This is a genomic window from Curtobacterium flaccumfaciens UCD-AKU, from assembly GCF_000349565.1.
GTDB lineage: Bacteria > Actinomycetota > Actinomycetes > Actinomycetales > Microbacteriaceae > Curtobacterium > Curtobacterium poinsettiae.
On record NZ_KB714631.1, the window covers coordinates 132,485 to 156,619 of the forward strand.

Sequence of the window (24,135 nt, forward strand, 5' to 3'; positions counted from 1 at the left end):
GAGCGAGCAGGCAGGCTCAGGCCTGCACCTGGTCGAGGATCCGCTGGTAGTCGGACTGCGCCGTCCGCATGGCGGCAGCGCTCCCCGACCCGAACACGGCCTCGCGGAACATCGCGAAGTACGGCGACGACGGCTGGTTGTTGAGCAGGTTGTACGCCAGCGTCTGCGGCGCGTAGCCCTTCTCGATGGCGTCGAGCGGGCCGTACGCCAGCGGGAACCGCTTGCGGTACTCCGGGGTGGCGGCGTCGGACCGCGTCGGGAAGTACCCGCCGTCCGGCAGTGCCTGCTGCTGTTGGAGCGCGTTCGCGTACTGCATGAACGCCCACCCACCGGACGGGTTCGCCGCCCCGTTCGGGATGCACATGTTGTCGCCGCCGTCGAAGAACGACCGCTGGCCGTCCCACGACGGGATGAGCACCGTCTGCATCTTCGCCCGCATCGCCTTGGTGGCCGCGGGCACGGTCGCCCCGTACGAGGTCGGGAAGATCCCCACCTTGCCGGCCCGGAAGTCGGCACCCCACGTGGTACCGGCGTCGGAGTACGTCGCCTTCGACAGCACGCCGTCCTTCCACAGTTGCCGGTAGAACTCGAGCATGCGTTCGAGGGCCTCGTTGCCGGTGATGTTCGGCCGCTGGGAGCCGACCTCGCCGGTCATCATGTCGACGCCGGTCGCCCAGACGTGCGGCTGCGTGACGAAGCCGATGATGCCGGCGGCGTTGCCGGAGATCGACCAGCCGTACACGTCGTCGTCGAGCTTCCGGATGGCCTTCGCCGCGTCGAGCAGCGTGGACAGGTCCTTCGTCGATTCCTCGACGTCGAGGCCCGCACGCTCGAACAGCTCGGTGTTGACGAACAGCTGCGAGTTGTCCGCCAGGTACGGCAGCCCGTAGTACCGGTCGCGGTACTCGAGCAGGCGCAGGTGCCCCGGCGAGATCGCATCGAAGTAGTCCAGGCTCTTGACGACGTCGGTCAGGTCGGCGAACGCCTCGCGGAAGATGAACAGCTGCGAGTTGATGTCGTCGATGTCCACGACGTCCGGCGGCTCACCGCCGCGGATCGCGGTCGCCAGCTTGGTCACGTACTGCGCGTCCGGCACCGGGGTCAGCTGGACCTGCAGCTCCGGGTTCGCCTTGTTGAACCCGGCGACGGCCGACGTCAGGCCGGCCTGGGTCGCCGACCGGCACCACACCTGCACCGTGCCGGTCGCGTTCTTCCCGAAGCTCGCGGGCTTCGCGACGACCTTCGGCAGGGTGCCGGAGCACCCGGCCAGGGCGAGGGCTGCCCCGCCGGCGACGCCGCCGACGAGGAACGCACGGCGGTCCACGCCGGTCACCGCGCCAGCGGGAGCCAGACGCGCATCGGCGCGGCTCCCCGGTTCGCCCACGCGTAGTACGGGACCGCGGTCGCGGTGACGTCGTGGACGTTGCGACCGGCCTGGAGGCCCGTGGTGGCGCCCTGCGGACCGGCCACGTCGTCGACGTTGGTCGCGTCGCGGGCCGTGGTCGCGCCTCCCGGCCCGTCCAGACGCTGGTACGGCCAGGCCGGCTGCACGTGCTCGGCCGGGGCGTGCCCCGGGATCCGCAGCGTGACGACGCCGTCGAGCAGGTCGTCGCGGTGTTCCTCGGTGATCGGCGCGTCGGCGTCGACCGTCAGGTCGTCGACCGTGAAGCCCCGCTGGTCCGCCTGCTCGACCGCGTACACGAGCGGGCCGCGCTCGATCGCGACCTGCCCGCGGGCGGCGTCGATGCGGGCGTCGGCGACGTACCGGTGCGGTGTCGTGTCGAAGACGAGCTCGACGGTGTCGCCCGCCGACCACTCGCGGTCGACGACGTGCAGCGTGCCCGCCGTGGGGTTCGCGGACCCGTCCGGACCCGTGACGGTCGTGGTGTCCGACCAGGCCGGGATCCGCAGGCCCAGGGCGAGCGGGCCGTCCTCGGTGACCGTGACGCGGACGCGGCCGTCGTGCGGGGAGTCGGTGTCGACGCGCACCGGACCGAGGTCCGCGGTGGCGTACTGGTGGATCTGCAACCCGCCGTCCGTCGCGGTCGCCAGGTAGCCGTCGAGGCTCGCGAAGGTCCGCATGATGTTCGGCGGGCAGCAGGCGCAGTCGAACCAGCCGCGACGCCCGTGGGCGGGGGAGCGGTTCTCGTCCTGGTGGGCGTGGTCGCGCTGCTGCAGCGGGTTCACGTAGAAGTACTCGGTGCCGGCCAGGCTCACCCCGGCGAGGAACGCGTTGTAGAGCAGGCGCTCGATCGCGTCCGCGTACACGGGCTTGCCGGTCGCGAGCAGCAGGCGCCAGGCCCACTGCACCCCGCCGATCGCCGCGCAGGTCTCGGCGTAGCCGCGGTCGGTCGGCAGCTCGTACGGGTCGCCGAACGCCTCCCAGTCCCAGCGAGCCCCGAGGCCGCCGGTGATGAACGCCTTCGTCGCCATCATGTCCGCGAACTGCGTCTCGCTCGCGGTGAGGAGCTCGGTGTCCCCGGTCTCGATCGCGACGTCCACGGCACCCGCGGCCAGGTACACGGCGCGGACGGCGTGCCCTTCCACCGTCGTGGCTTCGCGGCTCGGCACCCGGTCGGAGAAGTACGTCGGCTCGCCGCCGGCGCGCTCGATGATCCCGTGGCCCCGGGCATCGACGAACCAGTGCGCCAGGTCGAGGTAGGCGCGGTCGCCGGTCTCGCGGTACAGCTCGACCAGGCCCATCTCGACGACGGGGTGGCCGTCGACGTCGCGGGTCTTCGGCGTGCCGTCCGGGGCGGTACCGTCGCCGAACGTGCGGACCAGGTGGTCGGCGTTCTTGATCGCGACCTCGAGGAGCCCGGTGTCGCCCGTCGCACGGTGCTGGGCCACGGCCGCCTGGTACAGGTGCCCGGCGCAGTACATCTCGTGGCTCCACTTGAGGTCCGTGTACCGCTCGCCCTTGCCGCGGACCTGCTGCACGGAGTCCAGGTAGCCGTCCTCGGCCTGGGCTCGGGCGTACAGCGCGGTGACCTCGCGCTGCAGGTCGAGCAGGTCCTCGGCGGGGGCGCGGCCGTACTCCCACGCCACGGCCTCGAGCCACTTCGTCACGTCGGAGTCCATGAAGATCGGGCCGACGGCCTCGCCCTCCTCGAGCCCCGCGGCGATGCGCAGGTTCCGGAAGTTGCCGGCCGTCTCGAGCTGCTGGTAGCCGCTCCGCACGGCGTCACGGCCGTTGCGCTCCTGTCGGAGCGCCCAGAAGCCGCCCGTGATCCGGGCGTCGCCGGTCGGCAGCGGCCGGAGCGTGAGGTGCGCGTCGGCGGTCGGGAGGACCGGGGTCGCGGTGTGCGCGCCGCGATCGGTCGCGAGCGTGGTGGTCATGTCGCCTCCTTGCGATGTGACTCGGGCCGTCCGGGTCGTCATCGATCCGGAAAACGGTTTCTGCGGTGGACGCTACGACACGGGGCGCACGTCGCGCAAGAGCATTCCGGTGCTTTTGTGTAAGGTCATCGGCACGTCCTGGTCATCGGAAAGGTGGTTGCCGTGACGCTCGAACGCACCGGACAGCCGATCCGGATCACCGACGTGGCGGCGCTCGCCGGAGTGTCGATCGGCACCGCGTCGAAGGCGCTGAACGGCACCGGACAGCTGCGGGACGCCACCCGGCTGCGGGTGAAGGAAGCAGCCGAGAAGCTCGGGTTCGTCGGCGACGCCCGTGCCCGTGCGCTGTCCTCGGGGCGGACCTACACCGTCGGCATGATCACCACCGACTCGTTCGGCCGGTTCTCGATCCCGGTGCTGCTCGGTGCCGAGGACGCCCTGTCCGCTGGGCGTATGGCCGTCCTGCTGTGCGACACCCGCGACGACCACGTGCGCGAGGCCCACTACCTGCGCTCCCTGGCGGCCCGCGGTGTCGACGGCATCATCGTGACCGGCCGCTCCGCCGACGCCCGGCCCCCGATCGACGCGTCCATCCCCGTCGTCTACGCCTTCTCGCCCTCGACCGACGACAGCGACGTGTCGGTCACGCTCGACGACGCCGCCGGTTCGGCACTCGTCGCCTCGCACGTGCACTCGCTCGGGAGGCAGCGGGTCGCGATCGTGACGGGGCCGGCGCGGCACCGGTCGGCAGCGCGTCGCGTCGCCGGTGCCACGTCGGTGCTCGGGTCGCACCTGGTCACCGAGCCGCTGTACGGCGAGTGGTCGGAGCGCTGGGGGCGGCAGGCCGTGGACGTGCTGGCCCGGCAGTCGCCCGACGTCGACGCGATCGTCTGTGGCAGCGACCAGATCGCCCGGGGCGTGTGCGACCGGCTGCGGGAGCTCGGGCGCTCGGTGCCGGGAGACGTCGCGGTCACGGGCTTCGATGACTGGGACGTGATGGCGCTCGCCTCGAGGCCGCCGCTGACCACGGTCGACCTGCGGCTCGAGGAGCTCGGGCGCGTCGCGGGGCAGGCGCTCCTCGCCCTGATCGACGGCGGGACCGCGGCGTCGGCGGCCGTGACGCCGTCGCTTGTCATCCGCGAGAGCACGGTCGGGGCGTAGGTCGGTCACGACACCCCGTCCGCCGTGGTCGAGTGGTCACGAACCGTCGCTCTGCGCGCCGCCAGCCGACCGTTCGTGACCGCGCGGCGGGGAGGCAACGGGGCGTCGTGACCGTGCCGGGCGCCGCCGTTCGGGGTGTCGCGGGTCCGGCGGGTCGGCGCTCCCGGGTGTGGGCGGCGAGGGGTCGGGACTCGCGCGGGTGTGGGGCGGCGTGTGGTCGCACATCGTCGTCGCCCTCGTGCGTCGCGCGGTCACGACCCGTCGTGCGTGGGACGTCGATCGGTCAGGAATGGTCGGCTGCAGGTGCGCCGGACGACGGTTCGTGACCGGTCGGCGGAACTGAGCGGGGAGTTTCGACCGGCGGGGGAAGCGGGCGGACGAGTGGGACGGGCAGGACGGGCGGCGCGCCGCCGCGTTGCGTGTGTGAGCGCTCACGTGCCAGGATGTGAGCGCTCACTGAGGACGACGAGGTTCTGGAGGAACGCATGGGCGACGACCGCCGACAGCGGATCGTGGACGGCCGCACCACGCTCGGGATCGAGCTCGGCTCCACCCGCATCAAGGCCTGCCTGGTGGACGAGGACCTCGTCCCCATCGCAGCCGGCTCCCACGAGTGGGAGAACGAGTACGTCGACGGGCGCTGGACCTACTCGCTGCAGGCCGTCGAGACCGGACTCCAGGCCGCGTACGCCGCCCTGGTCGCCGACGTCGAGTCGCAGTACGGCGTGACCCCGACGACCTTCCGCGCGGTGGGCGTGAGCGCGATGATGCACGGCTACCTGGCGTTCGACGCCGCGGGCGAGCTGCTCGTGCCGTTCCGCACCTGGCGCAACACCTCCACGGGTCCCGCAGCCGAACGGCTCAGCGAGGCCCTCGGGTTCAACATCCCGCTGCGCTGGTCGATCGCGCACCTGTACCAGGCGGTCCTCGACGACGAGCCGCACGTGGCCGAGATCGCCGGTGTGACGACCCTGGCCGGCTACGTCCACCGTCGTCTGACCGGTCGGAACGCGCTGGGTGTCGGTGACGCCAGCGGCATGTTCCCCATCGAGGGCGGCCCCGTCGACAGCGGCCCCGGTGACCCCGGTGCCAAGGACTTCGACCGCGCCATGCTCGCCACCGCGCAGGACCTGATCGGCCTGCCGGACCTGCGGTCCCTGCTGCCCGAGGTCCTGGTCGCCGGCGCCGAAGCGGGCGAGTTGACCCCCGAGGGTGCGGCCTGGCTCGACCCGACCGGCACGCTCGAACCCGGTGCACCGCTCTGCCCGCCCGAGGGGGACGCCGGCACCGGCATGGTCGCCACGAACGCCGTCGCCCCGCGCACCGGCAACGTCAGCGTCGGCACGAGCATCTTCGCGATGGTCGTGCTCGAGCAGCCGCTGACCACGGCGCACGAGGAACTCGACGTCGTCACCACGCCGGCCGGCGACGCCGTGGCGATGGTGCACTGCAACAACGGCGCGAGCGAGATCGCGAGCTGGGCCCGGGTGTTCGGGCGCTTCGACGAGGCCTCGAGCGAGCGGACCGGCGCGACGCCGATCGGCATCGACGACGTCTACGCCACGCTGCTCGCCGAGGCCGTCGCCGACGACACCGACCCGGACGCCGGCGGCCTGCTCTCCTTCAACTACCTGGCGGGCGAACCGGTCACCCACGTCGAGGACGGCCGGCCCCTGCTGCTCCGCACCCCCGGCGCACGCTTCACGCTCGGCAACCTGGTGCGCTCCGAGGTGCACGGCGCCTTCGCGACCCTGGCCATCGGCATGGACGTCCTGCACGGCGAACAGGTGCAGGTGGACCGGATGACTGCGCACGGCGGGCTCTTCCGGACGCCCGGCAGCCCGCAGCGGCTGCTCGCGGCGGCGTTGCGCGTGCCGATCGCGCTCGAGGAGACCGCGGGCGAGGGCGGCGCGTGGGGGATCGCGGTGCTGGCCGCCTACCTCGAGCACACCGACCAGCAGCTCGCCGACTACCTGTCGGACACCGTGTTCGGCGGGGACGCCGTGCACGTGGCCGAACCCGAGCCGGCGGACGTCGCCGGGTTCCAGACGTACCTGGACCGCTACCGGGCGGCACTGCCCGTGCAGGACGTCGCCGCGGCGGCGACCCGCCCCAGCGCGACCACAGGACCGACCGAAGCGACCGACGGCGCCGACCCGCGCCTCCAGACAGAGGAAGTGACCCGATGACGGACGCGATCGACGAGACCACACGCCAGGCGGTGGCGACGACGCGGGAGCGCGTCGCGCGCCTGCACGGCGAACTCGTCCGCTACGGCCTCGTGATCTGGACCGGCGGCAACGTCTCCGAGCGCGTGCCCGGTACGGACCTGTTCGTCATCAAGCCGAGCGGGGTGTCGAGCGACGACCTGACGCCGGAGAACCAGGTCGTCTGCACGCTCGACGGCGTGCCGGCCGAGGGCTGGGGCAACGCGCACGGTCCCTCGAGCGACACCGCCGCGCACGCCTACGTGTACCGGAACATGCCCGAGGTCGGCGGTGTCGTGCACACCCACTCGACGTACGCGACCGCCTGGGCCGCCCGCGCCGAGGCGATCCCGTGCGTGATCACGGCGATGGCGGACGAGTTCGGCGGACCGATCCCGGTCGGCCCCTTCGCGATCATCGGCGACGACTCGATCGGCCACGGCATCGTCGACACCCTGAGCGGTCACCGCAGTCGTGCGGTCCTGATGCAGAACCACGGCGTCTTCACGATCGGCAAGGACGCGAAGGACGCCGTCAAGGCGGCCGTGATGTGCGAGGACGTGGCACGGACCGTCCACATCGCGAAGCAGGGCGGCGAGGTCGTCCCGATCCCCGAAGCAGACATCGATCGACTCTTCGATCGCTACCAGAACGTCTACGGACAGAACCCCGAAGGAGCCATGCGATGACGCAGGACACCACCGTCGACCCCCAGGCCACGCTCGACAGCTACGAGGTCTGGTTCCTCACCGGCTCCCAGGGGCTCTACGGCGAGGAGACCCTGCGCCAGGTCGAGGAGCAGAGCAAGGCCGTCCACGCGGAGCTCGCCGGGCACCTGCCGGTGCAGCTCGTCTGGAAGCCCGTCCTCAAGGACGCCGACGGCATCCGCCGGGCGCTCATCGAGGCGAGCGCCGACGACAAGGTCATCGGTGTCACCACGTGGATGCACACGTTCAGCCCGGCCAAGATGTGGATCGGCGGCCTGCAGGCCCTGACCAAGCCGCTGCTGCACCTGCACACGCAGGCGAACGTCACGCTGCCCTGGGCGGACATCGACTTCGACTTCATGAACCTCAACCAGGCCGCGCACGGCGACCGTGAGTTCGGCTACGCCCTGGCCCGCCTGGGCGTCCGACACGCCACGGCCGTCGGCCACGTCTCGGACCCGCGCGTCCAGCAGCGCGTCGCGAACTGGACCCGTGCCGCCGCAGGTGCCGCGGCCGTCCGCGAGCTGAAGCTCACCCGCTTCGGCGACAACATGCGCTACGTCGCCGTCACCGAGGGCGACAAGACCGAGGCCGAGATCGAGCTCGGCGTGCAGGTCAACACGTGGGCGGTCAACGAGCTCGCAGCAGCGGTGGACGCCGCAGCAGCGGACACGGCAGCGGTCGACGCGCTCGTGGCGACGTACGAGCGCGACTACGACGTGGACCCGTCACTCCGCAGCGACGGTGGCGAGCGTCACGCCGCGCTCCGCGACGGCGCCGCCATCGAGATCGGCCTCCGCACGCTGCTCGCGCAGAACGGCAGCGCCGCCTTCACCACGAACTTCGAGGACCTCGGCTCGCTCAAGCAGCTGCCGGGCCTGGCCGTGCAGCGCCTGATGGCCGACGGCTACGGCTTCGGCGCCGAGGGCGACTGGAAGACCTCGGTCCTGGTCCGCGCGATGAACGTCGCCGGCGCCGGCCTGCCCGGTGGTGCGAGCCTGATGGAGGACTACACCTACGACCTCACCCCGGGCGCCGAGAAGATCCTCGGGGCGCACATGCTCGAGGTCTCGCCGACGCTCACCACCACGAAGCCGACGCTCGAGATCCACCCGCTCGGCATCGGCGGCAAGGACGACCCGGTCCGCCTGGTCTTCACCGCCGACTCCGGCGAGGCCGTCGTCGTCGCGCTCTCCGACACCCGCGACGGGTTCCGCCTCACCGCGAACGTCGTCGACGTCGTGCCCCCGACCGAGGCCCTGCCGAAGCTTCCCGTCGGCCGTGCGGTCTGGGAGCCCCGGCCGTCGTTCCCCGTCGCCGCCGAGGCCTGGCTCACCGCCGGCGCCGCGCACCACACCGTCATGACGACGGCGGTCGGCCTGCAGGTCGTCGAGGACTTCGCGACGATGGTCGGCACGGAGTTCCTGGTGATCGACGAGCACACCACCGCACGCGGGTTCCGCGACGAGCTGCGTCTCCAGCAGACGTGGCACCGTCTCGACCGCGGCTTCTAGGGGAGTCAGGACCCACGATGGACGACGTGATCGCGGCCGAGCGCACGCGCACGAACTGGGCGGGCAACGTCACCTACCGCGCCTCGGCGCTGGCCCGCCCGACGTCGGTGGACGAGCTCCAGCAGCTCGTCGCCTCGACGCCGCGCCTGACGGCGCTCGGCTCGCGACACTCGTTCAACACCATCGCCGACACCGATGCCGTCCAGGTCTCGCTGTCGGACCTGCCGCCCGTGCTCGACATCGACACGGCCCGGCGGGTGGTCCGTGTGGCCGCGGGCATGACGCACAGTCAGGTCGCGGCCGGACTGGAGGCCCGTGGCTGGGCCCTCGGGAACCTCGCGTCCCTGCCGCACATCTCCACGGCCGGTGCCGTCGCCACGGGGACGCACGGCTCCGGTGTGCGGAACCCGTCGCTCGCGCAGGCGGTGGTCGGCCTCGACGTGGTGCGCGCCTCCGGCGCGCTCGACCACGTCGACGCTGCGTCGCCGGACGGGCTGCTCGACGCCCACCGCGTGGGGATCGGCGCGCTCGGCGTCGTCACCGCGGTGGAGCTCGCGATCGAGTCGACGTTCCAGGTCGCCACGGCGGTGCACCTCGACCTGCCGTGGGAGGCCGTGGCCGCGCAGTTCGACCCGGTGATGTCCGACGCGTACTCGGTGTCGATGTTCACGTCGTTCGACGACCGGGGCGCCCGGCAGGTCTGGGTCAAGCACCGCGTCGACGAGGCCGCACCGACGGTCGACCTCGTGGCCCTCGGAGCCCGTGCAGCCTCGGGTCCGGTGCACCCGGGTGAGAACGACCCTGCCGGGGTCACCGAGCAGGGCGGCGTGCCAGGGCCGTGGGCCGAGCGGCTGCCGCACTTCCGGTCCTCGTTCACCCCCTCGACCGGGGCCGAGATCCAGGCCGAGTACCTGATCCCCGCGGCCTCGGCCGTGGCGGCACTCGAGGCGCTCCGACCGCTGGCGTCGCTGTTCGCGCCGATCCTCATCGCCGCCGAGGTCCGCACCATCGCGGCCGACACCGCCTGGCTCGCGCCGTCATCCGGCCGACAGTCGGTCGGTCTGCACTTCACGTTCCGCCGGGACGCCGCCGCCGTTGCGGCGGCGGTCACCCGGATCGAGGACGTCCTCGAGCCCTTCGACCCGCGGCCGCACTGGGGCAAGGTCTCGGCTGCCGGCGCCGAGCGGCTGCACGAGGCGTACCCGCGGCTGTCCGACTTCGCCGCACTCGCCCGTGACCTCGACCCCACGGGGCGGTTCCGCAACGCGTTCCTCGCGCGCATCCTGTCCTGACGCGATTGACAGGTGTCCCGCACCACCGGCTGTGGTGCGGGACACCCGGGTCCTCAGTCCTTGCGGGACAGGTCGATCAGGAGCCTGACCACGGTCACGAGCAAGCTCGCGATCCCCAGCCAGGGCACCCGACGCCTGGACCGATCATCGGCGTCGTTCGACATCGCTCACCTCCTGGTGTCGTCGCCGGCTGACACGAGGAGCTTCGGCCGAGGGATGCGTCGCCGAGCGGGCTCGGCTACCATCGGTTCCGAGCGTTGGAATCGGGATGGTTGATGCATCCCTTGGCTTTCCACTCGGAAGGCGAATCGAGGCCCGGAACTGTTGTCGCAGTCCCGGGCCTCACGCTTTCGCCCAGGTCGCGCTCCGGCGGTGACACGACCGGAGCCAGCCGACGTGCATGTGTCCGCTGATATGCAGATCGACTCTCACAGGGGATCCCCATCGGATGCCCCGGCGAACCCCCGCTTCGGTACCGGTCGTCCACATGTGAGGACGCAAAGGTCGGGGCATGGCGAACCTCAACCGCATCATCGGCATGGCCTCGAAGGTCATCGACAAGCAGCTCCAGAAGCGTGGGCAGGGGGGAACCGCGCCCGGCGCCGGATCGCAGCAGGGCGGAACCGACTGGCGTGGCATCGTGCGGAGCGCCGCGGACAAGCTGACCGGTGACGACCGGGGACAGCAGCAGCCGCCGCAGCAGTACGGCCAGCCGCAGCAGTACGGCCAGCCGCAGCAGTACGGCCAGCCGCAGCAGTACGGCCAGCCGCAGCAGTACGGCCAGCAGCAGCAGCACGCAGGCACGCCGCAGCACGGGGCCGACGCCGACAAGGTCGCCCTGGCGAAGTACGACTACCTGCTCCGCACCTCGTCGCCGGAGCAGCTCGAACAGGTCCACCACGACGCCTTCGCGCGGCTCACCTCCGGGCAGCGCCAGCAGGTCCGCGACCGCCTGAACTCCGAGCTCCCGCCCCACGAGCACCTGCGCGACGACTCGGCGGGCGGCATGGCCCGTGCGATGACCCGCGGGGAGATGTCGCGTCCGGGTCTGGTCCGACGGGTCCTCGGGGGTTCCGGCCGCTCGGGCAACGCCAACGGCAACGGTCGCGGCCGCGCCGGGGCCTTCGCCGGCGGTGCAGCGGTCGGCGCTGGCGCGATGGCGTTCGGTGGCCTCGCCGCCGCGGTGGCCGGGGGAGCGGTGCTGAGCGCCGCCGCCGGTCCGGTGCTGGCAGGGGCTGCCGACCTCGGCGTGGACTTCGAGGGCATCGCCTCGGGCATGGGTGACCTCGGACTCGGTGACCTCAGCGGTGGCGTCGATGGACTCGCCGGTCAGGGTGAGCAGCTCCTCGGTGGCTTCGGTGAGCAGGCCGCGGGCTTCGGTGAGCAGGCGTCCGGTCTCGGCGAGCAGGCGTCGAACCTCGGCAACGACTTCCTCGGTGGGCTCTTCGACCGCTGACACACGACGGTGCGAACGCATCGGGAATAGCGGGACGGCGTCCGGCGCTTGCAATGTTTCGTCGTGCGTCGTCCGACGCACGCGAGATTCGGACGGGCCACCGTCGCGGTGTCAGGATGGATGCCGCCCGGCGGGTGGACCGTTCCGCCGTCGCAGCGACCGCCACCGCGATCGCGCCCCCTTCCCCGAGGAGCAGCCCCGTCATGAGACGCCCCAACCGCCTGACGATCACCGCGGCCGTCGCCGCAGCAGCAGCCCTGGTCCTGACCGGCTGCTCGGGTGGGGGCTCGTCCGACGACGGTGCCGACGGCACGGCCAAGGGCGGCACGCTCAACATCCTGACGCCGCAGACCTCGTTCCACCTCGACCCGGCGACCAGCCAGAGTCTCGGCATCACGTCGATGGGGCTCGTCGCGCGTCGACTCACCACCTGGGACGTCGAGCCGGGCAAGACGGCGAAGGTCGTGCCCGACCTGGCGACCAACACCGGCGTCTCGAGCGACGACGGCAAGACCTGGACCTACACGCTGAAGGACGGCGTCGAGTTCCAGGACGGCACGCCGATCACCACGAAGGACATCAAGTGGGGCATCGAGCGCTCGTTCGCGCCGACGCTGAGCGGTGGCCTGAGCTACCACAAGTCGCTCCTGGTCGGTGGTGACTCCTACAAGGGCCCGTTCGACGGCAAGTCGCTCGACAGCATCGAGACCCCGAACGACAAGACCATCGTCTTCAAGCTCAACGCCGCGTACGGCGACTGGCCGTGGCTCGCGTCGATGCCGGCGTTCACCCCGGTGCCCGAGGGCGACGGCAAGGACACCGGCGCCTACGACCTGAAGCCGGTCGCGTCCGGCCCGTACCAGGTGCAGTCGAACACGCAGGGCTCGCAGGTCACGCTGGTCCGCAACAAGAACTGGAGCGCGAAGACCGACGAGGTCCGCACGGCCGGCCCGTCGAAGATCGTGTTCAAGGAGAGCCAGGACCAGTCCACGGCCACGCAGACCCTGATCGCGGACAACGGCGACGCCAAGAACTCCTTCGGGGCGATCTACCTCGGTGCCGCGGAGCTGAACCAGGTGCGCAGCAACCCGGCCGCCCAGGACCGCCTCGCCACCTCGAAGGCCGGCCCGATCAGCTACATGGCGATCAACACGCAGCGCGGTGCGCTCAAGGACCTCAAGGTCCGACAGGCCCTGCAGTACGCCGTCGACCGCAAGTCGTTCCGGATCGCCGCAGGCGGCGCGATCGCCGGGTCGTACGCCTCGACCCTGATCACCCCGGGCATCGCGGGGCGCCAGGACTACGACCTGTACAAGACGAAGGCCACCGGCGACGTCGACAAGGCGAAGCAGCTGCTCAAGGAGGCCGGTGTCTCGGGCCTGAAGCTGACCCTCGTCACGCAGAACGACCCGACGTACCTCGCCCAGGCGCAGGCGCTGCAGTCCGGACTGAAGCGTGCCGGCATCACGGTGACACTCAAGCCCCTGGACTACGACTCCTTCACGCAGGCGACCACCAACGGCACCGACTTCGACCTGTCGCTGTCGAGCTGGCAGCCGGACTTCCCGAGCGCGAACGCCAACCTCCAGCCGCTCTACGCCTCGTCGCAGATCGGTGGCGGCGGCTACAACGTCTCGAAGTACAGCAACCCCGAGGTCGACGCCCTCATCGCGAAGGCGAGCTCGACGGTCGACCAGGACGCCGCGCAGAAGCTCTGGGCCCAGGCCGACCAGAAGATCATGGCCGACGCCCCGGTCGTGCCGCTGATCTACGCGAAGCAGTCGTTCCTCGCCGGGTCGAACGTGCAGAACTTCCAGATCGCGGACTTCCCCGCGTACCCGAACTACCTCAAGGTCTCGCTCAAGCAGTGACCGATCCGATCCTGCAGGTCGAGGGGCTCCGCGTCGCGTTCGGCGACGCGGAGCCCGTCGTCCGTGACGTCTCCTTCGACCTGACGCCCGGCCGGGTCCTCGCCCTGGTGGGGGAGTCAGGCTCGGGCAAGTCCGTCAGCGCCATGAGCGTGCTCGGGCTCCTGCCGCCGCAGGCCTCGGTGTCGGGCAGCGCCCGGTTCCGCGGCGAAGAGCTCATCGGTGCCGCCACCGAGACCGTCCGCGCCGTCCGTGGTACGGGCATCGGCGTGGTGTTCCAGGAGCCGATGAACTCGTTCACACCGGTCCTGTCGATCGGCACCCAGATCGCCGAGGCCGTCCGGGTACACCCGTCGGGACTCGACCGTGCCGGTGTCACGGCCCGCGTCGACGAGTTGCTCCGCGACGCCGGGCTCGCCGACCCCGAGCGCATCCGGAAGGCCTACCCGCACGAACTGTCCGGCGGCCAGCTCCAGCGTGCGATGATCGCGATGGCCCTGGCCGGCGATCCGGTGGCGCTCTTCGCCGACGAACCCACGACCGCGCTCGACGTCACCGTGCAGGCCGGCATCCTCGACCTGCTGCGGCGGCTCGGCCGCGAGCGTTCCCTGGCCGTGTTGCTCATCACCCACGACATGGGCGTGGTGGCGGACGTCGCGGACGACCTGCTGGTGCTGCGTCGCGGCGACCCGGTCGAGCACGGGACCGTCGCCGAGGTCTTCGACCACCCGACCGCCGACTACACGCGCGAGCTCCTCGCGGCCGTCCCCAGCCTGGAGGCGCGTGGAAGCTCCGCCGAGCCGCTCGCGTCGACCGAGACTCGGCCTGCCGGACCGGACGCGGCTCCGGCAAGCCGCAATCTGTCCGCAGACGCGAGCACCGCCTCGGCCCCGGCCGACGTCGACGACGCGAGTCGCGCCTCTCCCCACCGGCACGGCCGGCCCGCCGCTGGCGCGTCGGACCAGAACCGGCGGCGTGGGCCCAGTCCGCTCGTGGCGCGCCTGCGCGACGTCGCCGTGCGGTACTCGCGCCGAGGCGCACCCACCGTGTCCGGTATCGACCTCGACCTGCACGCTGGCGAGACCGTCGGCCTGGTGGGCGAGTCCGGTTCCGGCAAGTCGACGATCGGGCGCGCGCTCGCGGGCCTGGTGCCCGTCGTCGCCGGCTCGGTCGAGGTGGACGGCAGCGACCTGCGCACCGCTCGCGGACGCCGGCTGCGCGAACTGCGCAGCCGGGTCGGCATCGTGTTCCAGGACCCGGCGTCGTCGCTCAACCCGCGGCAGACCATCGGCTGGAGCATCGCGGAACCGCTGCTCGTGCACGGCACCGACTCCGCAGCCGAACGCGCCGAGCGTGTCCGCGAACTGCTGATCGCCGTGCAGCTCGACCCGACGTGGGCCGAGCGGTTCCCGCACCAGCTGTCCGGCGGCCAGCGGCAGCGAGTCGCCGTCGCGCGTGCGCTCGCGCTGCGGCCGGCACTCGTGATCGCCGACGAACCGACCTCGGCACTCGACGTGACGGTGCAGGCCGCCGTGCTCGACCTGCTCGCCGGCCTGCAGCAGGAGTTCGGCTTCGGCATGCTGCTCATCAGCCACGACCTCGCCGTCGTCCGCCAGCTCGCCGACAAGGTGATCGTGCTGCGCGACGGCCGGATCGTCGAACGGGGGAGTACCGACGCGGTGCTCGACGACCCGCAACAGGACTACACGCGCATGCTCCTCGCCGCAGCGCCCGTCGCCGATCCCGTGCGACAGGCCGCCCGCCGCGAGGCGTGGCGCGCGTGGGAAGGAGTGGCCTCGTGACGGCCAACGTGGTCGACCGACCGGTCGCACCGTCCGGCCGTACGACCGGCTTCCGGGCCGTCGTGCGGCGGGTGCGGCAGGACCGCTGGGCGGTGGCCTCGGCCGTCGTCATCGCGGTGTTCCTGGTGGTCGCCGTGGCGGCCCCGCTCATCGCGAAGGCGTCCGGGCAGGACCCGTACTCGTACGACATCGACGCGCTCAACTCGTTCGGTGCTCCGCGCGGTCCGGGCGGCGGCATCAGCGGCGAGCACTGGTTCGGCGTCGAGCCCCTGACCGGGCGCGACCTGTTCTCGATCGTCACGTACGGCGCGCGGACCTCGCTCGGCATCGGACTCGCCGCCACCCTGGTGTCGATCGTCATCGGCGTGCTCGTCGGCGTCACGACCGGGTTCTTCGGCGGCTGGTACGACCGGGTGCTCTCGCGGGTCGTCGACGTGATCTTCGGGTTCCCGTCGCTCGTGTTCATGATCGCCCTCACCGCGATCGTGCCGTCGTCGTTCCCGAAGCCCGTGCTCGTCGTGCTCGTCATCGGGTTCTTCGGCTGGCCGGCCGTGGCCCGTGTCGTGCGAGGACAGACGCTGTCGCTCGTCAGCCGGAACTACGTCGTGGCCTCCACCGCGATGGGTGCCGGCCGGTGGCACGTCATCCGCACGCAGCTGCTGCCGAACCTCGCCGCGACCATCACCGTCTACGCGACGATCTCGATCCCGTCGATGATCGGTGCCGAGGCCGCGCTCTCGTTCCTCGCCGTCGGGGTCAACCCGCCGACGCCGTCGTGGGGTCGCAGCATCGGTGACGCCATCGGCTGGGTGCAGACCGACCCCATGTACCTCGTGTTCCCCGGAGCCGCACTGTTCCTCATCACCCTCGCCTTCAACGTGCTCGGCGACGCCCTGCGCGACGCCCTCGACCCGCGAGGGGGCACCGCGTGAACGCCGCGACCCTGCGCTTCCTCGCGATCCGCCTGCTCGGTGCGGCGGTCGTGCTGCTCGTCGTCGCGGCCATCACGTACGCGCTCTTCATGCTGCTGCCGACCAACCCGGCGCGGGCGATCTGCGACAAGCCCTGCACCCCGGACCGACTGCGCGAGGTGCAGGCGTTCCTGGGCACCGACAAGCCCTGGCTCGCACAGTTCGGCGCCTACCTGGCCGGCATCTTCACCGGCCGGACCTTCGGCAGCGGCAACAGCGTCATCGAGTGCGCGGCGCCGTGCTTCGGGTACTCGTTCCAGCTGCACGAGAGCGTCACCGAGCTCATCCTCGCGCGCCTGCCCGTCACCGCCTCGATCGCCGTCGGAGCCGCTGTGCTGTGGCTCGTGGCCGGGGTGTTCGGGGGCACCGTCTCGGCGCTGCGTCGCGGCACCTTCGTCGACCGGGCCGTGATGACGGTCGCGGTCGCGGGTGTCTCGTCGCCGGCGTACCTGGTCGGACTGCTCGGCATCCTGCTGTTCGGGTTCGTGCTCGGGATCCTGCCGACGAGCGGCTACGTGGCCTTCGGCGACGACCCGGTCGGCTGGTTCACCCACCTGATCCTGCCGTGGTGCGTGCTGGCCTTCATCAGCGCTGCGATCTACGCCCGGCTGACCCGCGGCGAGATGCTCGAGTCGATGTCGCAGGACTTCGTCCGGACCGCTCGGGCCAAGGGACTGCGGGAACGCCAGGTCGTCGTGCGGCACGGACTCCGGACGGCGATCCTGCCCGTGGTGACGCTGTTCGGGCTCGACCTCGGGTCGCTGCTCGGCGGTGCAGTCATCACCGAGAAGGTGTTCTCGATGCAGGGTCTCGGCGCGCTGCTGATCGACGCGGTGCACACGCTCGACCTGCAGGTGGTCGTCGGCTTCACGCTGTTCTCGGCGCTGCTGATCGTGACCGCGAACGTGATCGTCGACATCGTCTACGCGTTCGTCGACCCGCGGGTGCGGCGCCGGGCGTAGGGCGCGGTCGAGCCTCGCACCGTGCGGGGCGCGCTGGTTCGTGCGAGGTTGCCCGCTCCGTTCTGCACTACGGCGCCGCACCGAGCGGGTAGCCCGTCACGGTCCGACGAACCCTGCACCGTGCGTCTGCGCCCGGCCCGGCCCGGCTCGCCCCGCCCTGCGCCGGCTGCCCGCCCCGCCCTGCCCCGGCTCTCCGCCTGCCCGGCTGCCTCAGGCCGGGCGCCCCACGAACCGGTAGACCGAGCCGTCGTCGGTGCGCGTCAGCACGCCGAGGTCCACCGCATCCCGGCGCACGATGGACACGTCGGCCGCCAGCATGCCGATCGCGGCGTTCAGCACGGCCTCCGGCACGGCGCGGTCACACCCGAGGCGCTCGAACACGAGCTCCACGATCCGGACGGACAGCGCATGTCGTTCGACGTCCTTCACCGGCATCCGCTCGATCCGGTCGAACTCGAGCACCGCTGCCGGCGACTGCAACCGCTGGAGTTCCCGTGCCGTCCGACCGAGCACCGCGGCGTCGGGGCCGTCGTCGGTGACCCAGTCGAACGAGCCGACCGCCGCCTGGGTGCGGTCGTCGGCGGGGGCTCCGCCGAACACCGCCGCACGGAGGGCCGGGGACGCCAGGACGGAGACGACCTGACGCGCCCGGCCGACCACCCGGGCGACGTCCATCAGAAGTACGTGATGCCGTGCGGCGTCCGCGGCGGCAACAGCATCGCGCGGAGCAGCTCCACCGACGCCGGGTCCGCAGCGCGGACCAGGCCGGCGGCCGCCAGGGTGACGGGGGAGACCGAGCCGATCAGCACCGCACCGAGCTCCGCGACGTCGAGCTGGACGTCAGACCCGGCCACGTCGACGTCGTCGGCGACGCGCGTGACGGTGCCACGGGCCTCCTGGACGTCCAGCCGGTACGTGCCGGTCGTGTGGCCGAGCGCATCGGTGACCGCGAGTGTCAGCGAGCCGTCGGTGGCGAACGGCCTCGACTCGAGCACCGCCGCCACGTCGAGCACGCGCAGCCAGACGTGGTCCTCCTCGTGGTCGACGTCGTACGCACGGTTGTCGCCGAGCGCCGCGACGATCGGGTCGTCGAGGCGGGACCGGTTGTACTTCACGACGTCGTTGAGGTCGACCGACAGCAGGAACTCCCACAGGGCGGTGTAGGCCCGGTCGTCCGCGTAGACCAGGTCGACGATCTCGAGCGCGGTGTCGGAACCGCTGGTCTCCTTGACGCGCCAGGTGACGTAGCCGTCGATGTCGTCCGAACCGTCGGGCCGGTGCACGGCAGCGCGGACGTCCTTCGCCTTCTGGCCGTCGGGGCCACGCAGGCCGAAGACGACGTCCCAGGTGCCGGTGTTGCGGACCATGGAGCCGGGGGTGCGGGCGTGGAAGCGGTCGAAGACGGCCTTGCCCGGGCCGTCGGCGAGCCACTGCGGCGTCACGACCGACACCGTGCCGGAGGTCGGCGCCAGCAGGGGGAGCGCGCGTTCGCGGCGGACGTGGATCGCGCGCTCGCGGATGGCGCTGCCGAAGCCGAAGCGGCGGTAGATGGTGCCCTCGGACGCGGTCAGCGACGCCACGGCGTAGCCCTCGGCGACGCCCCGCTCGAGCGCGTGCGTCATCATCCGGCGCAGGATGCCGCGGCGGCGTTCGGTCGGACGGACGGTGACCGCGGAGATCGCCTGGGTGTCGACGGAGGACCCGTCTCCCCAGCTCAGCGCCTTGCGGAACCAGGTGAAGGTGCCGGCCGGCCAGGTCTCGTCGACGGACCCCGGGAACGGCTTCCGCACGTAGACGCCGAGGAAGGTCTCTTCGTCGGCGATGAAGTGCGACGCCATGCGGGCTGCGCCCTCGGCGTCGGGGTCGGCTTCGTGGAAGCCCATCCCGACGGCCTGCATCCACGGTGCCGTCTCGGCGTTCGGTGCCCCCTTGTCGTCCGTCCCGGGCGCGAACTCGCGCAGCTCGTAGCGGTCGTCGAATGCATCGTTGCTCACGTTCCGACACTATCGGGACCGGGTGACGTCGCGACAGCCGGGTGGTCTGCGTGGGGTCACGTGCCGGGAGTTGGGTGTCGGGGTGCACGGTGCGGGGTTCGTGGGTCAGGGCGGTGGAGGTGGCTCGGTGCGGGGTTGTGGCGGGGCACGGGGCGGGCAAGTTCGCACGGGTCGGGCGATCCGGCACGGTGCGCAGGCGCGACGAACCGGCACCGCGCGACGAACCCTGCACCGCACGACGAACCCTGCACCGCACGACGAACCCGGCGCGGTGCGGTTCCGTGGTCGCGTCCTGGGGGCTCGACCGAAGCCGCACGGTGCGGGGTTCGTGGGCCGGGGCGGTGGAGGCGGCTCGGTGCGGGGTTGTGGCGGGGCACGGGGCGGGCAAGTTCGCACGGGTCGGGCGATCCGACACGGTGCGGCTCTGCTGCTCTGCGGCAGGAGCTCGCACCGGGAGCGGGAACGCGCACGGAGTCTCCGGCACTGCACGGTGCGCTGGCGCGACAAACCTGCACCGCACGACGAACCCCGCACCGTGCGACGGGCGGTGCCGCGTCAGTCGGTCGCGCCCCGCGGGGGATCGACGAGCAGGCCGACGCGGTCGGCCAGGTAGTCGGCGAGGGGGACGGCGGCGCCGGCCGTCGGGGACCACCGGACGGAGGGCACGTCGTCGGCGACGAAGAGCACACCGTCGGCGGCGACCAGGGTCTCGTCGACGGGGATCGGGACGGCGCCGTGGTTGACCGTCTCACCGGCGGCGAAGTGTCCCTTCGCGGCGGCGGCACGGTAGGCGCGACGGACCTCGGCGGAGACCGACTGGTACTGCGAACGACCGGGTTCGGTGACCCGGGTGATCGACCCGGTGGCCCAGACACCGCCGGCGGTCTCGGGGGACGACCCGATCAGGAGCGCTCCGACCCGCCACACCCGCCCGAGCGGCCGCATGGTGGGGTCACGACGGATCCCGAGGACGGCCTTTGGCTGGACGTACTCGCCGAGCGCTTCGTCGGGGACGTCCGCGGCGCGGAGCCGTCGGGCCGCTGCGTCGAGGAGCTCCCGCGCCCGCTGCACTCCGTCCGTCACGTCCACCGAGCCTAGACCGGGTGGGGGTCGTGGTCTCGGTGGTGCTCCGTTCGACGTGGTGTGCTGCGCTGCGACGCCCGCGGCCGGTGCCCGCCCGACGACGACGGGCGGTGCTGACGAAGCCGGCGGTCATCATGACCGCGCCGTACGTCAGGAGCACGCCGGCGACCAGCGGGATGAGCCAGCTGCGCGACCCGTTGACGAGCTGGTTGACCAGGCCGATGTCCGGGACGCTGTACCAGAGGACTCCGCGGATCTGCACGGCGGTGACGGGGGCGGGGTCGGCCTCGGCGTTGTTGTCGCCCTTGAGGACGAAGGTCCGTCCGCCGTCCGACGACGAGGACACCGACACCACGCGGTGGCTGATGACCGCGGGCTGGCCGGAGACGATCTGGTAGGTGACGACGTCGCCGACCTGGATGTCCTCGACCGGGGTCGGCCGGACCACGAGCAGGGTGCCCGGGGGGAGTGTCGGCTCCATCGACTGCGTCAGGACGGTGAGCGGCATCGACCCCGTGGCCTTCGGGACGACGATCAGCACGACGGCCAGCGCAGCCACGATGAGCAGGAGCCCGGTGCTGAGCCCGAACGCGACGGCGCGGACGACCGCTCGCCACCCGGTGCGTGGGGCGGGGGTGCTCATGCGCCGCATCGGATCGCCGCCCCGTTGTCCTGGGTGAAGAGCGTGACCTTGCCGGTGCCCGCGACGGTCGAGGTGGGGTTGCCGGCGCTGTCGAGCACCTTGACGGTGACGGTGAGCGTGCCCGAGGTGCCGGCGCTCGCGGGGACGTCCGGCGGTGCGATCGTGATGAACGCGGAGTAGTCCTGCGCCTTCTTCCCGACCGGGGTCGAGCCGACGAAGGCCCCGTACCAGGTGTCCTGCGGGCGGTTCGCGGCGTCCCAGCGCACCTCGACGTACCAGCCGCCGTGGTCGGTGCAGACCAGCGACGGGGTGGTGTCGACGGTCGCCGCCGGGGTGGTCAGCGTGAAGCTGCCGGTGACGACGCCCGAGCTCCAGGTGCCGCTCGTGACGGTGAGGCCGACGTTCACCGTGGTGGTCGCGCCGGCCGGGGCAGACGACTGCAGGGTGCTGCGCGTGCACCAGATCGCGGAGGCCCCGGCGGCGAGCTTCGCGCTCATGCTCGGCAGCGACGCCCAGGTTCCGCTGACGGATCCGGTTCCGACGGCCGTGCTCGTGGTGCAGGCCGTGGTCGAGGCGACCGGCCAGGCGACGACGGTGACGGCCTTGGCGAGTGCAGTCGAGCTGCCGGAGGCGACCGAGACCGTGGTGGTGGCGGTGCCGCCGAGGGTGCCCGAGTCGGTCAGGGTGATCGGCTTCGTCGTCGAGGTGACACTCGCCGAGAAGGCGGTGGTGAGTGCGCTCGTGCCGCCGATCGACGCCGTGACGGTGCCGACCGTCGTGCTCGCCGCGGTGGTGCCCGAGGCGCTCCACAAGGCCCACGCGGCACTCGAGGTGCCACCGACGAACACGGCGGTGAGGAGCACGGCGACGAGGAGTCGGAGGCGGCGGTTCACGCGGCGACCTGCGTTCCGGTGACGGTGAGGGTGAAGTCGGTGGTGGCGCCGGCGACGGTCTGCGGGGCGTCGGCGTCGAGGGCCATCTCGAGGCACGCGATCCCGCTGCTGCCGGCCGGCAGGGTGACGACACCGGAGCCCGTGTCGAAGGTGGCGAGCCGCGCGCTCGTGCCGGTGAGCCCGGGCACGCACTTCGCGGTCGACGACACCATCGCGAGGTGGAGCGTCAGCTCACCGGACGCCGCCGCGACGGAGGACTTCGAGGACGTCGTCGTGACGCGCACGGAGAGCGGGATCGACCCGGTGTTCCGCATGGTGAACGTGCCGGTGGTGCTGGTGCCCGGCCCGAGGACCGCGGTGTTCATCGCCGTCGTGCCGCCGACGGTGATGGTCGCCGTCGCGGAGCGCACGGTGGTGGCGGCCGTGCTGGCCGTGCCGTTCCAGAGTGCGTAGGTGCCGCCGACGCCGAGGAGCGCCGTGCCGACCGCGACGACCAGGCCGAGCGCGACCGGCCACACCCAGCGGTGGCGTCGGGAGGCGCGGTGGCGTCCCGTCGTCCGCGGTGTGGCGGTCATGTCCCTGCTCCTGGTCGTCGTGGTCGGTGGGGTGGGGGCGATCGGTGGGTCAGGAACCGATCGCGGTCTGGGTCAGCGTGAAGGCGAGCGCGCTGAGGTTGAGCGATCCGCCCTGACCGGTGGTCGCGGCGGCGGGCAGCGTCACGGTGAAGACGACCTTGACCGTCGAGGTGGACGACGACGGCGAGACGACGAAGGTGTTCGCGTTCGACGAGGACTGCACGACCGAGGCGCTCGTCGACGTGACGGCCAGCGTCTTCGTCGTGGCGGCGATCAGCGCGCTGTCACCGGTGATGCTCTGGTTGGCGTAGGTCAGGTTGGCCTTGAGGTCCTGGCCGGTCGCGCCGATGTTCAGCGTCTGCGTGAACTGGAACGTGTTGCCCGGCACCATCAGCGCCTTCGTCGGGTCGATCGCGGCGGAACGACCGTTCGTGATGTCGGTCCAGGCGCCGTCGTTGTTGGCGCTGAGCGTCAGGGTGCCGGCGCTCACCGCGGACGCGGCGCTCGAGGCGCTGGCGTTCCAGAGGGCGAACGTGCCGGCACCGCCGAGGAGGAGTGCGACGCCTGCTGCGCCGGCGATGGCACCGGTGACGATCTTGTGCATGGAGTGGTTCCGTTCCTGCGTGCCTGGGCGCGCTGAAGCCCACCGGGGACGTTCGGGTGTCCTGCCCGGTGGGGAGGTTGTCATCGACCCAGTGGTTGGAAGGGGTCGCGGCTGACCGGTGCCGAGAACGGTCGCCGGGCCTCTGAGCGCAGGGACTGCTGCTCGGGCGGGCTGGACTCGCTCTGGGGACGACGTTAGCTGTCCCCCAAAGTGCGGACAAGCGAGAACGAGCGTTCACCGGGACCCCAGAACGGGGGGCATTTGAGTCCTCGTGTTGGAGGACATGCTTTGTACCCCGGTTTCTGGGTGTGTACTCCGTGCGGACAGGGGAAACCCGGAAGGAATGCCGGTACGGGTGGCGTCGTTGCACCGTCCGGCGGAAACGAGGAGGGCCCATGGACATCGTGCGTTGGTTGTTCGACGCGCAGATCGTCATCGGCGACCAGACGGTGCTGTGGCGTGAGGTGATCGGCAACGTCTTCGGGCTGCTCAGCGCCCTCGGTGGCATGCGTCGCAAGGTCTGGGCCTGGCCGGTCGGACTGGTCGGCAACGCCCTGCTCTTCACCGTCTTCATGGGTGCGCTGTTCGACACCCCCAACCCCGTCAACCTGCTCGGCCAGGCGGGCCGTCAGGTCATGTTCATCATCGTGAGCGTCTACGGCTGGTACCGGTGGACGCACCGCCCCGAGGACGCGACGACCGTGATCGACCCGCACTGGGCCTCCTGGCGGTCCCGCCTGCTGCTCGTCGTCGGCCTGGTCGGCGGCACCGCCCTGCTGACCCCCGTCTTCCGCGCGCTCGGATCCTACGAACCGGTGTGGAGCGACGCCTGGATCTTCGTCGGCTCGCTGCTCGCCACCTACGGCATGGCCAAGGGGTGGGTCGAGTTCTGGCTCATCTGGGTGGCGGTCGACCTGGTCGGCGTGCCGCTGCTGTTCTCCGCCGGGTACTACGCATCGGGGCTGATGTACGTCTTCTACGGCGTCTTCACCCTGACCGGGTTCTTCGTGTGGATGCGCCAGCGGGTCCGCCCGCCGGCGGCGCCGATCACCGTCGGCTGACGG

The 24,135-nt window shown here is 71.7% G+C and carries 19 protein-coding genes; 11 read left to right on the top strand and 8 right to left on the bottom strand.

All coding sequences use genetic code 11. The annotated features are described in order from the left end of the window. Nucleotides 1-16 precede the first annotated feature (16 nt). Entirely contained in the window at nt 17-1,333 is a 1,317-nt protein-coding gene (locus tag H489_RS34275) for an ABC transporter substrate-binding protein (RefSeq protein WP_235045697.1), read from the bottom strand. Next, complete coding sequence (locus H489_RS34280; RefSeq protein ID WP_017888394.1) at nt 1,330-3,339, bottom strand: glycoside hydrolase family 127 protein; 2,010 nt, start codon at nt 3,337-3,339, stop codon at nt 1,330-1,332. Before H489_RS34280 ends, H489_RS34275 begins: the two co-directional genes overlap by 4 nt. Nucleotides 3,340-3,501: 162 nt before the next feature. On the opposite strand from H489_RS34280, the gene H489_RS34285 reads away from it, so the two are divergent. From H489_RS34285 to H489_RS34330, 10 genes are all read left to right on the top strand, one after another. Then, entirely contained in the window at nt 3,502-4,500 is a 999-nt protein-coding gene (locus H489_RS34285; RefSeq protein WP_017888395.1) for a LacI family DNA-binding transcriptional regulator, read from the top strand. A gap of 485 nt (nt 4,501-4,985) precedes the next feature. Beyond that, on the top strand, nt 4,986-6,689 hold the full coding sequence (locus H489_RS34290) for a xylulokinase (RefSeq protein ID WP_017888396.1): 1,704 nt from the start codon (nt 4,986-4,988) through the stop codon (nt 6,687-6,689). Further along, the gene (locus tag H489_RS34295) at nt 6,686-7,396 is read left to right on the top strand and encodes an L-ribulose-5-phosphate 4-epimerase (protein WP_017888397.1); all 711 of its coding nucleotides are present in this window, start codon (nt 6,686-6,688) and stop codon (nt 7,394-7,396) included. Before H489_RS34290 ends, H489_RS34295 begins: the two co-directional genes overlap by 4 nt. After that, nucleotides 7,393-8,928: an L-arabinose isomerase gene (gene araA, locus H489_RS34300; protein ID WP_017888398.1), complete on the top strand. Its 1,536-nt coding sequence runs from the start codon at nt 7,393-7,395 to the stop codon at nt 8,926-8,928. Before H489_RS34295 ends, araA begins: the two co-directional genes overlap by 4 nt. A gap of 17 nt (nt 8,929-8,945) precedes the next feature. Further along, the gene (locus tag H489_RS34305) at nt 8,946-10,220 is read left to right on the top strand and encodes a D-arabinono-1,4-lactone oxidase (protein ID WP_017888399.1); all 1,275 of its coding nucleotides are present in this window, start codon (nt 8,946-8,948) and stop codon (nt 10,218-10,220) included. 511 nt (nt 10,221-10,731) lie between these two features. Next, the gene (locus tag H489_RS38535; protein WP_017888401.1) at nt 10,732-11,676 is read left to right on the top strand and encodes a hypothetical protein; all 945 of its coding nucleotides are present in this window, start codon (nt 10,732-10,734) and stop codon (nt 11,674-11,676) included. A 203-nt stretch (nt 11,677-11,879) separates the two neighbouring features. Further along, nucleotides 11,880-13,547, top strand: coding sequence for an ABC transporter substrate-binding protein (locus H489_RS34315; protein WP_031260394.1), 1,668 nt, complete (start codon nt 11,880-11,882; stop codon nt 13,545-13,547). Next, nucleotides 13,544-15,346, top strand: a complete 1,803-nt coding sequence (locus tag H489_RS34320) for a dipeptide ABC transporter ATP-binding protein (RefSeq protein WP_017888403.1) — start codon at nt 13,544-13,546, stop codon at nt 15,344-15,346. Before H489_RS34315 ends, H489_RS34320 begins: the two co-directional genes overlap by 4 nt. Further along, nucleotides 15,343-16,278, top strand: coding sequence for an ABC transporter permease (locus H489_RS34325; RefSeq protein WP_017888404.1), 936 nt, complete (start codon nt 15,343-15,345; stop codon nt 16,276-16,278). Before H489_RS34320 ends, H489_RS34325 begins: the two co-directional genes overlap by 4 nt. Continuing rightward, nucleotides 16,275-17,279 carry an ABC transporter permease gene (locus H489_RS34330; protein ID WP_017888405.1) on the top strand — a complete coding sequence of 335 codons (1,005 nt, stop codon included), beginning with the start codon at nt 16,275-16,277 and terminating at the stop codon, nt 17,277-17,279. Before H489_RS34325 ends, H489_RS34330 begins: the two co-directional genes overlap by 4 nt. Before the next feature lie 210 nt (nt 17,280-17,489). Here the strand turns inward: H489_RS34330 and H489_RS34335 are convergent, their stop codons facing one another. The 6 genes from H489_RS34335 to H489_RS34365 form a co-directional block, all read right to left on the bottom strand. Beyond that, nucleotides 17,490-17,954 carry a DUF2087 domain-containing protein gene (locus tag H489_RS34335; RefSeq protein WP_017888406.1) on the bottom strand — a complete coding sequence of 155 codons (465 nt, stop codon included), beginning with the start codon at nt 17,952-17,954 and terminating at the stop codon, nt 17,490-17,492. Continuing rightward, nucleotides 17,954-19,273 carry a GNAT family N-acetyltransferase gene (locus H489_RS34340; RefSeq protein WP_017888407.1) on the bottom strand — a complete coding sequence of 440 codons (1,320 nt, stop codon included), beginning with the start codon at nt 19,271-19,273 and terminating at the stop codon, nt 17,954-17,956. The genes H489_RS34335 and H489_RS34340 overlap by 1 nt, the downstream gene beginning before the upstream one ends. Nucleotides 19,274-20,225: 952 nt before the next feature. Further along, the gene (locus tag H489_RS37095) at nt 20,226-20,999 is read right to left on the bottom strand and encodes a signal peptidase I (RefSeq protein ID WP_167578326.1); all 774 of its coding nucleotides are present in this window, start codon (nt 20,997-20,999) and stop codon (nt 20,226-20,228) included. Next, nucleotides 20,996-21,892 (bottom strand): hypothetical protein, encoded by an 897-nt coding sequence (locus H489_RS34355; RefSeq protein WP_020381115.1) that lies wholly within the window; start codon nt 21,890-21,892, stop codon nt 20,996-20,998. The genes H489_RS37095 and H489_RS34355 overlap by 4 nt, the downstream gene beginning before the upstream one ends. Further along, entirely contained in the window at nt 21,889-22,467 is a 579-nt protein-coding gene (locus tag H489_RS34360; protein WP_031260397.1) for a TasA family protein, read from the bottom strand. Before H489_RS34360 ends, H489_RS34355 begins: the two co-directional genes overlap by 4 nt. A 49-nt stretch (nt 22,468-22,516) precedes the next feature. After that, the gene (locus H489_RS34365; protein WP_017888411.1) at nt 22,517-23,071 is read right to left on the bottom strand and encodes an alternate-type signal peptide domain-containing protein; all 555 of its coding nucleotides are present in this window, start codon (nt 23,069-23,071) and stop codon (nt 22,517-22,519) included. Nucleotides 23,072-23,466: 395 nt separating this feature from the next. On the opposite strand from H489_RS34365, the gene pnuC reads away from it, so the two are divergent. Next, entirely contained in the window at nt 23,467-24,132 is a 666-nt protein-coding gene (gene pnuC / locus H489_RS34370; protein ID WP_017888412.1) for a nicotinamide riboside transporter PnuC, read from the top strand. Nucleotides 24,133-24,135: the final 3 nt, after the last annotated feature.